Source organism: Roseomonas sp. 18066 (assembly GCF_902706185.1).
GTDB lineage: Bacteria > Pseudomonadota > Alphaproteobacteria > Acetobacterales > Acetobacteraceae > Pseudoroseomonas.
On the sequence record NZ_CACSJM010000157.1, the window covers coordinates 1 to 12,828 of the forward strand.

Annotated in this window: 12 protein-coding genes; 3 read left to right on the forward strand and 9 right to left on the reverse strand. The window is 70.2% G+C overall.

The genetic code is table 11. The features are described from left to right. The 3 genes from GVN67_RS24035 to GVN67_RS24045 form a co-directional block, all read left to right on the forward strand. Positions 1 to 2,918 (forward strand): beta strand repeat-containing protein (locus GVN67_RS24035; RefSeq protein ID WP_368667259.1); only part of this gene is annotated, 2,918 nt, incomplete at its 5' end. 121 nt (positions 2,919 to 3,039) lie between these two features. Further along, positions 3,040 to 4,077 carry a response regulator gene (locus tag GVN67_RS24040; RefSeq protein WP_159999857.1) on the forward strand — a complete coding sequence of 346 codons (1,038 nt, stop codon included), beginning with the start codon at positions 3,040 to 3,042 and terminating at the stop codon, positions 4,075 to 4,077. Next, complete coding sequence (locus GVN67_RS24045) at positions 4,070 to 4,435, forward strand: Hpt domain-containing protein (protein WP_159999858.1); 366 nt, start codon at positions 4,070 to 4,072, stop codon at positions 4,433 to 4,435. Before GVN67_RS24040 ends, GVN67_RS24045 begins: the two co-directional genes overlap by 8 nt. Before the next feature lie 6 nt (positions 4,436 to 4,441). On the opposite strand, the gene GVN67_RS24050 is transcribed toward GVN67_RS24045, so the two are convergent. From GVN67_RS24050 to GVN67_RS24090, 9 genes are all read right to left on the reverse strand, one after another. After that, positions 4,442 to 5,722 carry an FAD-binding oxidoreductase gene (locus GVN67_RS24050; protein ID WP_159999859.1) on the reverse strand — a complete coding sequence of 427 codons (1,281 nt, stop codon included), beginning with the start codon at positions 5,720 to 5,722 and terminating at the stop codon, positions 4,442 to 4,444. Beyond that, on the reverse strand, positions 5,719 to 6,462 hold the full coding sequence (locus GVN67_RS24055; RefSeq protein ID WP_159999860.1) for an amino acid ABC transporter ATP-binding protein: 744 nt from the start codon (positions 6,460 to 6,462) through the stop codon (positions 5,719 to 5,721). The genes GVN67_RS24050 and GVN67_RS24055 overlap by 4 nt, the downstream gene beginning before the upstream one ends. Then, positions 6,459 to 7,118, reverse strand: coding sequence for an amino acid ABC transporter permease (locus GVN67_RS24060; protein WP_159999861.1), 660 nt, complete (start codon positions 7,116 to 7,118; stop codon positions 6,459 to 6,461). Before GVN67_RS24060 ends, GVN67_RS24055 begins: the two co-directional genes overlap by 4 nt. Further along, positions 7,115 to 7,876: an ABC transporter substrate-binding protein gene (locus tag GVN67_RS24065; protein ID WP_159999862.1), complete on the reverse strand. Its 762-nt coding sequence runs from the start codon at positions 7,874 to 7,876 to the stop codon at positions 7,115 to 7,117. The genes GVN67_RS24060 and GVN67_RS24065 overlap by 4 nt, the downstream gene beginning before the upstream one ends. A gap of 104 nt (positions 7,877 to 7,980) precedes the next feature. After that, complete coding sequence (locus tag GVN67_RS24070) at positions 7,981 to 8,391, reverse strand: DUF983 domain-containing protein (RefSeq protein ID WP_159999863.1); 411 nt, start codon at positions 8,389 to 8,391, stop codon at positions 7,981 to 7,983. 88 nt (positions 8,392 to 8,479) lie between these two features. Next, a complete protein-coding gene (locus tag GVN67_RS24075; protein ID WP_159999864.1) occupies positions 8,480 to 9,871 on the reverse strand; it encodes a PLP-dependent aminotransferase family protein in 1,392 nt (463 codons plus the stop codon). A gap of 59 nt (positions 9,872 to 9,930) precedes the next feature. Then, positions 9,931 to 10,731, reverse strand: coding sequence for an ABC transporter permease (locus tag GVN67_RS24080; RefSeq protein ID WP_159999865.1), 801 nt, complete (start codon positions 10,729 to 10,731; stop codon positions 9,931 to 9,933). Continuing rightward, entirely contained in the window at positions 10,728 to 11,591 is an 864-nt protein-coding gene (locus GVN67_RS24085; RefSeq protein ID WP_159999866.1) for an ABC transporter permease, read from the reverse strand. Before GVN67_RS24085 ends, GVN67_RS24080 begins: the two co-directional genes overlap by 4 nt. Before the next feature lie 5 nt (positions 11,592 to 11,596). After that, on the reverse strand, positions 11,597 to 12,616 hold the full coding sequence (locus GVN67_RS24090; RefSeq protein ID WP_159999867.1) for an extracellular solute-binding protein: 1,020 nt from the start codon (positions 12,614 to 12,616) through the stop codon (positions 11,597 to 11,599). Positions 12,617 to 12,828 lie beyond the last annotated feature (212 nt).

The following is a 12,828-nucleotide window of genomic DNA, read 5'->3' on the forward strand; positions in this document are numbered from 1 at the left end:
CGCTGTCGCCGACGGAGACGGTGAGCATCACCATCAGCGGCCTGCCGGCCGGCGCCACGCTGTCGGCGGGGACGCACAATCCGGACGGCAGCTACACGCTGACCCAGGCGCAGCTGACCGGGCTGACGATCACCTCGCCGGATCCGGGCAACACCACGCTGCATGTCACGGCCACCGTCACAGACAGCTCCAGCGGCACGACGGCGACGACCAGCGCCAATGTCGGGCTGAACGTGCTCAACGTCGCCGATGCGCCGGGCCTGACCCTGCCGGCCTTGCCGCTGGCCGGGCTGGAGGATGCCTCGATCGCCTTACCGATCGCCTTGGCGCCGCTGTCGCCGACGGAGACGGTCAGCATCACCATCAGCGGCCTGCCGGCCGGCGCCACGCTGTCGGCCGGGACGCACAACCCGGACGGTAGTTACACGCTGACCCCGGCGCAACTGACCGGGCTGACGATCACCTCGCCGGACCCTGGCAACACCACGCTGCATGTCACGGCGACGGTGACCGACAGTTCCAGCGGCACGACGGCGACGACCTCGGCGAATGTCGGGCTGAACGTGCTCAACGTCGCCGATGCGCCTGGCCTGACCTTGCCGGCTGTTCCGGTGGTCGGCCTCGAGGATCATTCGATCGCGGTGCCGATCACGCTGGCTTCCATCGGCGCTTCGGAAACGGTCAGCATCACCATCAGCGGCTTGCCAGCCGGTGCGACATTGTCGGCGGGCACGCACAATCCGGATGGCAGCTACACGCTGACGCAAGCACAGCTGACCGGGCTGACCGTCAACGCGCCCGACCCAGGCAACACCACGCTGCATGTGACGGCCACTGTCACCGATACCTCGAGCAACACGACGGCCACCACCAGCGCGAACCTGGCGCTGCAGGTGCTGAATGTCGCCGACGCGCCCAGCGTCACTTTGCCGGCGCTGCCCTTGGCGGGGTTGGAGGACACCGCCATCCTGCTGCCGGTAGCCATCGGCGCGCTGAGCCCGACGGAATCGGTCAGCGTCACCATCAGCGGTTTGCCTGCCGGCGCCACGCTCTCGGCGGGGACGCATAATCCGGATGGCAGCTACACCCTGACCCAGGGGCAGCTCGTCGGGCTGACCTTGAACGCGCCGGACCCGGGCAATGCGACGCTGCATGTCACGGCGACGGTCACCGACAGCGCCAGCGGCACCACCGCCAGCACCAGCGCCAATCTGGGGCTGAGCGTGCTGAATCTGGCGGATGCGCCGAGCCTGACGCTGCCCGCTCTGCCCGTCACCGGGCTGGAGGATCTGCCGATCGTGCTGCCGGTCAGCATCGGCGCGCTGGGGACGTCGGAGACGGTTAGCGTCACCATCAGCGGGCTGCCGGTGGGCGCGACGCTCTCGGCCGGCACGCTGAACCCCGATGGCAGCTACACGCTGAACCAGGGACAGCTCGCCGGGCTGACGCTGACCGCGGCCAATCCGGGCAGCAGCACGCTGCATGTGACGGCGACGGTCACCGACAGCGGCAGCCACACCACCGCCAGCACCACCGCCCATGTGGCGTTGAACGTGCTGAATGTCGCCGACGCGCCCAGCCTGACCCTGCCCGGCCTGCCCATCGTCGGCGCCGAGGATGTGCCGATCACCCTGCCGATCACCCTCGGCGCGCTGGGCAGCCAGGAGACGGTCAGCCTCAATATCAGCGGCCTGCCGACCGGCGCCACGCTCTCGGCCGGGACGCATAATGGGGATGGCAGCTACACGCTGACCCAGGCGCAGCTTGCCGGGTTGACGCTGACCGCGCCGGATCCGGGCAATACCACGCTGCATGTCACGGCGACGGTGACCGACAATGGCAGCCACACCACCGCCAGCACCACCGCCCATGTCGCGCTGAATGTCATCGACGTGCCGGATGTGCCGACCATCAACCTGCCTTCCATCCCCATCATCGGGCGGGAGGATTCGCCGATCATGCTGCCGATCGGGCTGAGCAGCCTCAATCTCGGCAGCCTGGCCTCGGTCAATATCAGCGGCCTGCCGGCGGGCGCCTCGCTGTCGGTCGGGCTGCTGCAGGCTGATGGCAGCTACACGCTCGACCCCAGCAACCTGCTGAACAACCTGCTGAACCTGTCGATCACCGCGCCGGATCCGGGCACCATCCCGCTGAAGATCACGGTCAGCGTGACGGAGCCGATCACCAACACCACGGTCAAGGCCATCGCCGCGCTGCCGATCACCATCCAGAACGTGGCCGATGCGCCGACCATCACCCTGCCGGCCGGCAATTCGCTGACCGTGCTGGAGGATGCCTGGAGCAACCTGTCGATCGGCCTGTCCAACGGGGCGGCGACCGAATCCTACAGCTCGATCCGGCTGACCAACCTGCCCACCGGCGCCGTGCTGAACCATGGCGTGAAGGACCTGCTGACCAATGACTGGACGCTGAACCTTTCCGATCTCAGCGGCCTGCAGATCGACGGCACGGCGCCGGGCTCGGCCAATATCGGCGTCACGGCGACGGTCTTCGACAGCTCGACCCTGACCAGCGCCACCAGCAGCACCACTCTGGCGCTGACCATCCTGAACACCGCCGATCCGGGGACGCTCAACCTGCCGCTGTTCCACAACGTCAATGCCAAGGTGGGGCTGAACACCGCGCTGGGCAGCTCGCTCACCGGGCTGCAGCCGACCGAGACGGCCTCGATCCATGTCAGCGGCCTGGCCGCCGGCGCGACGCTGTCGACCGGCGCGCTGCAGGGCGATGGCAGCTACGTGCTGACCCAGGCGCAATTCGCGGCGGTCACCATCAAGCCGACCGCCAATGTGGATTTCGACCTGACCATCACCGCGACCACCACGGACAATGTGACGCATACGACGGCCTCGGTGACCGACACGCTGCATATCAACGCCTACACGCTGATCCCCTGAGCGAAGGCGCGGTCCGGATTCCATCAAACCGGGCCGCGTTCAGCTTGCGTCAGGCTTTCCTCCCTAGTCTGGCCCTCTCCCGTGCCGGCATCGGCCGGCCATGACAGGACCGAGAGATTCCATGAGCCAAGGCATGGCAACTTCCGGCAAGACTCGCCTGCTGATCGTGGATGATTCCATGTTCATGCGCATGGCGATCTCCGCCATGTGCGAGCTGCGCGACGATATCGAGGTGGTGGGGGAGGCTGAGAATGGCGACGAGGGTGTCGCCATGGCCGGCGAGCTGGCGCCGGACGTCATCACCATGGACCTCGACATGCCGAAGATGGACGGCATCACCGCGACCCGGCTGATCACCGAGCAGCGCCGGGTGCCGATCATCATCCTGAGCTCCCTGTCGGAGCGCGGCAGCGAGCTGACCTTCCGCGCGCTGAATGCCGGGGCCAGCGACTTCGTCTGCAAATCCGCCTCGGCGCTGGATGTCGACCTCAGCACCATCGCCGAGACCCTGGTCGAGAAGATCCAGCACTGGGGCAAGCAGGCCCGGCTGCAGGCGGCGCCGGCCAGCAGCGGCACGGCGGCGCTGGGGCTGCAGCAGCACGACCTGGCCTTCGCCATGGCCGGGGAGGGCGGGCCGCAGGCGCTGTCCACCCTGCTGCAGGGCATCCAGCGGCTGCGCATGCCGATGCTGGTCGCCCCCGACCTGCCGCCACCGATGTTCGGCCCCTTCCTGCGCTTCCTGGAGACCCGCATCGCGCTGCCGATCTTCGCCGCCGAGGACGGCACGGCGCTGGGCCATGACCGCGTCGCCGTGCTGCCGCCCGGCCAGGTGGCGCGGCTGCATTTCGCCGGCGGCGGCCCGCCGACCCTGCAGGTGACGGCGCAGCCGGGCCCGGCCGGGACGCCGCTGGCGACGCTGCTGGATTCGCCCGGGCTGGGCGAGCGCAAGCTGCTGGTCATGGCGCTCAGCGCCCTGCATGCCGACACCACCGCCGCCGGCCGGCTGCGCGCGCTGGGTCATACGCTGGTGGCGCAGCACCCCGAGCATTGCATCGCCCGCGGCGCCGGCGACGAGCTGCTGCAAAGCGGCCTGGTCACCGCGGGGATGGGGCTCGAGGACATCAAGCACCTGGTCATGGAAGGACAGGCCGATGGCTGACGACACCGCCCAGGCGGCCGCGCGCGAGGCCGTTCGCCTGAAGCTGGAGCAGATCCGCGCCCTCTATGCCGCACGGCTGGGGGAGAAGCTCAGCGAGCTCGACGCTGCGCTGGAGCAGAGCCGGCGCAGCGGCGACGGGCGCGACCTGAAGCTGGCGCTGCGGCTGGCGCATAATGTCGCCGGCACCGCCAGCGTGGTGGGGCTGCGCCGCGTCGGCCTGGCGGCGCTGGAATTCGAGAAGCTGCTGGACAGCATGGTGGAGAATGCCGGCCCGGCCCCCGATGCCGCCCTGGCCGCCGCCGCGCGCAGCCTGCATGCCGCGGCGGCGGAGGAGCTCGGCCTGCAGCAGCAGCCGTGACGCCGGCTACAGCCCCAGCCGGTCGCGGATGCGCCCCTGCCAGACGGTGGCCGCCACGCCCAGCTTCCAGAAGCGATGAAACGGCATTGGCTTGATCGGGCTGAAGGGCATGTCGATCGCCGCCTGGGGCGTGCCCAGCACGCGGCGGGACAGCTGGCGGCCCATGGCGGTGGCCATGGCGACGCCGCGGCCGTTATAGCCCAGCCCCATCAGCAGGCCGGGGGCGGGCTCGTGCAGATGCGGATAGTGGTCGGCGGTCATCGCCACCTGGCCGTTCCAGCCATGCGTCCAGCGGCGGTTCTTCATCGCCGGCCACAGGGTCTCGGCATAGCGCACCAGGTATTGCACCGGGTCGGGGCTGCCGATCGGGCGCTGCGGGCCGCGGCCGCCCATCAGCAGCCGGTTGCCCTGGTCGACGCGGTAATAGACGGTGATATGGCCGCTTTCATAGACCGAGCAGCGCAGCGGCAGGATTTCCTGCACCACCGCCTCCGGCAGCGGCTCGCTGGCGACGATCGAGCTGTAGACCGGCGCCACGCTCTGCCGCAGCCCGGGCCAGAGATCGCCGCTATAGCCATTGGTGCCCAGCACCACCTGCTCGGCCAGCAGCGCGCCCTGCGGCGTCGTCACCCGCCACAGCGACCCCTCCCGCGCCAGCGACACCGCCGGGGTGCCGCCGAAGAGGCGCGCGCCCAATTGCGACGCGGCTTTCGCCAGGCCGCGGGCATAGGACAGGGGATTAACATCGCCGCCGCGCGGGTCGTACATGGCGCCGGCATAGCGCGTGGTGCCGGTGATGGCGGCGACCGCGGCGGCGTCGCGATATTCCACCGGCATGCCGCGGCGGGCGCATTGCGCGGCGGTGGCCTCGGCGGCCGCGGCATTCTGCGGCCGGTTGGCGGCGCGCAGCGTGCCCTGCTGCCGCGCGTCGCAGCGCAGCTGGTGGCGGCGCACCAGGTCGAACAGCGCGTCGGGGGCGCCGTAGGACAGCGCCAGCATGCGCTCGCCCAGATCCTCGCCATGGTCGGCGACCACCTGGTCGGGGTCGGGCTTCAGCCCCGGATTGACCTGGCCGCCATTGCGGCCAGAGGCGCCCCAGCCGGGCTCGGCCGCCTCGATCAGCGCGGCGAAAACGCCGTGCTCGGCCAGGTGCAGCGCGGTCGACAGGCCGGTGAAGCCGCCGCCGATGATGGCGACCGGCACGCGCAGCTCTTCCTGCAGCGGCGGGAAGGTCAGCCCCGGCTCCGCCGTCTGCGCATAGAGGCTGGGGGGCAGAGAAGACGTCATTCCTTGTCCTCCAGGGGACGCAGCACACGTCGGAGAAAATCCTGGGTGCGGGGCGCGCGGGGGGCGACCAGCACCTCGGCGGGCGGGCCTTCCTCGACCACCTTGCCGCGATCCATGAAGACGACATGATCGGCGACCTCGCGGGCGAAGCCGATCTCGTGGGTCACCACCATCATGGTCATGCCGCCGCGGGCCAGGTCGCGCATGACGCGCAGCACCTCGCCGACCAGCTCGGGGTCCAGCGCGCTGGTGGGCTCGTCGAACAGCACGGCGCGCGGCTTCATCGCCAAGGCGCGGGCGATGGCGACGCGCTGCTGCTGCCCGCCGGAGAGCTGCGCCGGATAGCTGGTCTCCTTCCCCGCCAGCCCGACCTGGGCCAGCAGCGCCATGGCCTCGCGCTCGGCCACGTCGCGGGCGACGCCGAGCGCATAGATCGGGCCCTCGGTGACATTCTCCAGCGCGGTGCGATGGCCGAAGAGGTTGAAGCGCTGGAACACCATGCAGACCCGCTGCCGCACGGCGCGGATTTCTTTCTGCGCGCGGTCGACGCGCAGGCCGTCGACGCGGACATCGCCGCCCTCGTAGCTTTCCAGCCCGTTGACGCAGCGCAGCAGCGTCGACTTGCCGGAGCCCGAGGGGCCGATGACGCAGACCACCTTTCCCTCAGGCACCTTCAGGGAAATCCCGTCGAGGACCCTGTTGCTGCCAAAGCTTTTCTGCAGCCCTTCGATCTCGATCATGCGCGGCCAAACTTCTTTTCGAGGCGGCCGACCAGGATGATCAGCGGGACGCTCAAAGCCAGGTAAAGCAGCGCTGCCAGGGTGAAGACCTCCTGGTTCTTGAAGGTCGAGGACGCGATCAGGCGCGACTGCGTCGAGATTTCGGCAACGGTGATGACGCTCGCCTGGCTGCTGTCCTTCAGCATCATGATCAGCATGTTGCCATAGGGCGGCAGCACGATGCGCACCGCCTGCGGCAGCACCACGCGGGTCAGGATGCGCCAGCGCGGCAGGCCGAGGCTTTCCGCCGCCTCGATGGCGCCCGGGTCGACCGCCAGCATGCCGGAGCGAAACACCTCGCCCATATAGGCGGAATAGGCGACGCCCAGCCCGATGACGCCGGCCTGGAAGGCGGTCAGGTCGATGCCCATCTCGGGCAGCACGAAGTAGATGTAGAACAGCTGCACGATGATCGGGATGCCGCGCAGGATGTTCACCACCGTCTTCGCCGGCCATTCCAGCCAGGCGATGCCGGAGGTGCGCATCAGCGCCCAGACCATGCCGAGCGAGGTGGCGATGACCAGGGCGCAGAGGGTGACCGCGACGGTCACCCAGACGCCCTGCAGCAGGATCGGCAGGAAGTCGATCGCCGATTGCAGGAATCCGGAGAAGGTCATCCCTGCACGGAAGGCGGCAGGTTCCACTTGGCGATCAGCTTGTCCACCGTGCCGTCGGCGATGACCTTGGTCAGGCCGGCATTGATCCTGGCCATCGCCGGGTCGCCCTTGCGGGTGCCGATATTGACGCTGCCGACGACGCTGGGCTTGTAGCCCGGCAGCAGCTTGACGCCGCGGAAGGCGCCCTGGGCGATCTGGTAGCCGACGATCGGCCCGTCGCCGAAGCCCACCTTGATGCGGCCGAGCGAGACGTCGCGGATGACATCGGCGGTGCTGTCATAGGTGCGCACCTCCATCCCCGCCTTCTTGGCGGCCTCGGCATAGGTGGTGCCGAGCTGGGCGCCGGCGGTCAGCCCCTTCATCTGGTCCATGCTGGTGAAGGCGACGCTGTCGTCGTCCTTCACCACCGCGCCCTCGCCATAGGCATAGACGGGCTCAGAGAAGTCGATCTGCTCGCGCCGCGCCGGCGTCGCCGTCATGGCGGCGGCGATGATGTCGATGCGATTGGTGGTCAGCGACGGGATCAGCGCGGCGAAGGGCGTCGCCTGGACATCGACGCCGAAGCCCTGGTCCTTGCCGATCGCGGTGATCAGATCGACCATGAAGCCGGTGATCGTGTTGGTCTTGGTGTCGAGGAAGGTGAAGGGGATGCCGGTCGGCGTCGAGCCCACCTTCAGCACCTGGCTTTGCGCCCTGGCTGAGCTGGCCGCCGCTCCCAGGGCGGCGACCGCCCCCAGCAAAATCCGACGCTGCAGCATGCCCATATCTCCCAACTCAGAAAACTTCGAGCCGGCATCAGGCCATGGCGACGCCCCGGCTGCCAAGCCGGTTTTTCACTGAACTGACAGAAATGCCCCCTCGATTATGACGGGCTTGAAATCTGGCCGGTGACGGGACCCTTCAGCCGGCTCTCACCTGCCTTGAAGAAGAACTGGCTGGCGACCAGCCAGCCTTTCAACGGCCGCAGCGGCGGGATGCAGGTCAGCAGCATGAAGGGCAGGCTGGTCAGCAGGTGGACCCAGAAGGGCGCCTCGAAGCGCGCCTCGATCCACAGCGCCAGCACCACGCTGGGCACGCAGGCGAAGCAGATGACGAAGAAGGCCGGGCCATCGGCGGGATCGGCGAAGCCGTAATCCAGGCCACAGGCCTCGCAGCCCGGGCGCAGCGCCAGGAAGCCGTCGAAGATATGCCCCTCGCCGCAGCGCGGGCAGCGGCCGCGGATGCCGGTCTGGAAGGGGGAAAGCGGCGGCCAGGTTTTCGTCTCGGCGGACATGGTGGGGCGGGGTCCCGTGCAGGGGCGGCGGCGCTTGCCGTCAATACGGGATTGTATGCTCTATGTATGGAGATTGCGTCAAGCCCCATCACACCACCAGGCGCGGCCGGTCCGGCCCGCGGCGCAGCAGCTGCGCCACCACCGCCAGCCCCTGGCGCAGCGCGCCGCGTCCCTCGGCGGCGCCGAGGCCGAGGCGCAGCGCCTCCGGCGGCGTCGCCAGCGCGAAGGCATCGCTGGCCACGGCGCCGATGCCGGCGGCGCGGAGCTCGGCCAGGAAGGCGCCGCGCGACCAGGGGGCGGGCAGCGGCAGCCAGGCGTGGAAGCCCTGGCTGTCGGCGACGAAAGCCTGGCCGGACAGGGCCTCGGCCAGGATGGCCTGGCGGGCGCCGGCCTCGGCGCGCAGCGCGTCGCGGATGGCCACAGCGGTGCCCTGCTCGATCCAGCGGGTGGCGATGCCGGCGCCGAGCGGCGAGGCCATCCCCGCCGTCGCCCGCAGCGCGCCCGCTGCCCGCGCGGTCAGCGTGGCGTCGGGCAGCAGCAGATAGGCGATGCGCAGCGCCGGCGACAGGCACTTGGCCAGGCCGGCGATGTGGAAGACCCGCTCCGGCGCCAGGGCGGCCAGCGGCGGCAGCGGGGCGGCGGGCAGGGCGCCATAGGCATCGTCCTCGACGATCGGCACGCCATGGTGGCGGGCGATGGCGACCAGCTTCTCGCGCCGCGCCAGGGGCAGGGTGGCGGTGGTCGGGTTCTGCAAGGTCGGCGTGCAGTACAGCGCCTTGGGCTTTTCGGCGCGGCAGACAACATCGAAGGCGTCCGGCAGCAGCCCCTCGGCATCCATGGCCACCGGCAGCAGCCGCAGCCCGAGATGCGCGGCCAAGGCGCGGAAGCCGGGATAGGTCAGCGCCTCGGCGGCAACCGCATCGCCGGGCTGGGTGATCAGGGAAAAGACGGTCAGCAGCGCGCCCTGCGCGCCGGGGCAGAGCAGCAGCCGGGCGGCCTCGGCCTGCGGCAGGCGGGGGGCGATCCAGGCCAGCCCGGCCTCGCGGTCGCGGCCGCTGCCGCCGGGCTCCTGGTAGCGCAGCAGCAGGGGCATGCCGCCATCCTGCTCCAGCCCGGCGACGCCCTCCCACAGCCGCGCCTCCAGCCCGAGATCGGCGAAGCGCGGCGGCAGGTTCATGCTCATATCGACCAACCCGCTGGCCGCAGGCAGCGGTGCGGCGGCCCGCCTGCGGACATAGGTGCCCTGGCCGACGCGGCCCTCGACCAGCCCGCGGCGGGCGGCCTCGGCATAGGCGCGGCTGACGGTGGTGAAATCGATGCCGAGGCGCTGGGCCAGGCTGCGCTGCGGCGGCAGGCGCTGGCCGGGGGCCAGGCGGCCGCTGGCGATATCGGCGGCGATCGCCTCGGCGATGGCCAGATAGAGCGGGCCCTCGGCGCGGTCCACCGCGGGGGCCCAGGTTGTGGTCGGCGCGCCGGGCATCGGGTGATCAATCCATGCAATCACCCTCTATTGTATGGATTGAGCGCGCCCGGCAAGCGCTAACTGCCGCCATCCCCCATCATCGAGCGCATCCCGCGCCGCCCGGCGATGGCGGCGACCCCGGCGATGGCCGCCAGGCTGAGGCCGATCATGATGGTGGCGATGGCGGTGATGGTCGGGTTCACCTCCAGCATCAGCTCGTTGAACATGCGCTTCGGCACGGTCTGCCAGGTGCCGGCGACGAAGAGGGTGACGATCACCTCGTCGAAGCTGCTGATGAAGGCCAGGATATAGGCCGAGGCCAGGCTGGGCACCAGGTTGGGCAGCAGCACCCGCCACAGCATCTGCGGCCGCGAGGCGCCGAGGGTGAAGGCGATCTGCTCGATCCGCGGGTCGAGGCCGCGGATGCCGACGCCGACGATCAGCACGACGAAGGGCACCGCCAGGATGACATGCGCCAGCACCAGGCCGGCCGCGCTCCCCAGCAGCCCGATCCGCGCCAGGAACAGGTACAGCGCCACGGCGATGACGATGGCCGGCAGGATCATCGGCGCCACAAAGTTGGCCTCCAGCCAGCCGCGGCCGCGGAAGGTGCCGCGGGTGATGGCATAGGCGGCCAGGCTGCCGAGGACGAGGGCGATGGCGCTGGAGACGAGCGCCAGGATCGCCGAGGTCAGCAGCGCCTCGACCCAGCGCGGATCGGCGAAGAAGCTGTCGTACCAGCGCAGCGACAGGCCGGGCGGCGGGAATTGCAGCGAGCTGGCGCTGGAGAAGGACATGATGATGACGATGACGATCGGCACCAGCAGGAAGCCGAGCGACAGCAGCGCGGTCAGCGTGGCGAGCGGTCCGGCCTTCATGCGCCGCGCGCCCCGATGACGCGATACAGCGCGAAGAGCCCCAGCGTCGCCACCAGCAGCAGGGTGGAGATGGCCGCCGCCAGCTCCCAGCGCGGCATCAGGTTGATCAGCACGTCCAGCATGTTGCCGATCATCGGCACCCGTCCGCCGCCGAGGATGGCCGGCGTCACGTAGAAGCCCAGCGTCAGGATGAAAACCAAAAGAATACCCGCCGCGAAGGCCGGCAGGGTCAGCGGAAAGAAGACCCGCCAGAAGATGGCGCGCTGGCTGGCGCCGAGCGTCGCGGCGGCCTGGAACAGCCGCTCGTCCAGCTTCATCATCGCCGCCAGCAGCGGCAGCACGAGAAACGGCAGCAGCACGTTGGTGGTGCCGATGGTCACGCCCAGCGTGTTGTAGAGGAACGGCACCGGCGCCTCGACCAGGCCGAGGCCGAGCAGCGCGCGGTTGACCATGCCCGCATTGCCCAGCACGACGATCCAGGCATAGGTGCGCACCAGCACGCTGATCCAGAAGGGCATCAGCACCAGGGTCAGCGCCACCAGCTGCGCCCGGCCCGACAGCGTCCGGATCCAGAAGGCCAGCGGGTAGCCGAGCAGCCCGCAGACGCCGGCGGTGATCGCCGCCATCCAGAAGGTGTTGCCGAGCACCCGCAGATACATCGGCGTCTGCACCAGCTCCGCCCAATGCGCGACGGTGGGCTCGGGGCTGAGGAAGCTCTGCGCCAGCATCGCCAGGATCGGCAGGTTGAAGGCGACCAGCATCACCGCCAGCAGCGGCATGGCATAGGCGCCGGCCCCCAGCCGCCGGCGCGGCGCGGCGCGGACCGGCGCCATGCCGGCGGCGGGGGCTGCGGCGGACATGCGCGTCAGAAGCCCAGCTTGAACTGCTGCCAGCGGCGCTCGACCACCTCGGCATTGTCGTACCACCAGTTCACATCGTGCTGGAACTGCTTGTCGCGATGCGCGGTCGGGAACTCGGCCAGCTTGTCCTGCGGCAGCAGCGGGGTCAGCGCCGGGCTGGGGCCGGTATAGGAGATGATGGCGGCGGCCTCGGCCTGGGCGGGGGCGCGGCTGAACTCGCGCAGCAGCCGCATCGCCGCCGCCTTCTCGGCCGGGTCGACGCCGCGCGGCACCACGAGGTAGGCGCAGTCCAGCGCCGCGGCCTCGAAGGTGTAGCTGATGCCCGGCGTGGCGGCGACGCGGCCGGAATAGGCGGCGGCGTATTGCACCTCGTTGTCGCGCAGCAGCTGCGGCGGCTGGGCGCCGGCGGTCCACCAGACGGCGACGTCCTTCTTGATCCGGTCCAGCACCCGGAAGGCGCGGTCCATGTCGAGCGGGAACAGCTTGTCGGCCGGCACGCCATCGGCCAGCAGGGCGAAGGCCAGGGTATAGGGCCGGTCCTGCAGGCTGCGCTTGCCGGGGAAGTCGCGGGTGTTGAAGAAATCCGCCCAGCTCTTCGGCGCCTTGGCATCGCTGCGCCAGGCCATCAGCGTCGAATAATACTGCCAGCCGAAGCCGAGCGGCGACTTCGCCTCCGGATACATCTCGTCGGGCGCGATGGCGGCCCAGTCGAGCGGCTCCAGCAGCTTCAGCGCCTCGCCCTGCTTCACCTGGGTGCTGCCGACCTCGAACAGCGCGACCGGCGGGCGGCCGGCCTGCACCAGGGTGCGCAGCTTGCCGAAGGGGTTGGGGCTTTCGCGCACCACCTTGGTGCCGGTCGCCGCGGTGAAGGGGCGGATATAGGGCTCCATGGAGTCGCCGGACCTGCCGCCGGCCTCGATCATGCGGATCTCCCGCACGGTCTGCGCGCGCAGGATGCCGGGGGCGGCGAGGGGAAGGGCAAGGCCGGTTCCGGCCAGGATCAGGCCGCGGCGGGTGACGGTCATGGCGCGCTCCTCTGATGGGCGACAGGCAAGGCAGTGACGGCAGGCACGGGTCTCAGGCGGGCAGCAGCGCCGCGCGGGCGGCGGCGGCGGCCGCGGCGCTGGAGGCGGCGAGGCCGGGCTCGGGCAGCAGCCAGGCATCGCCCGGGTCCCAGGCGAGGTGCAGCACCTCGCCGGGCTGCGGCGGGGTGGTGGCGCCAGGGGCGGAACCGGGG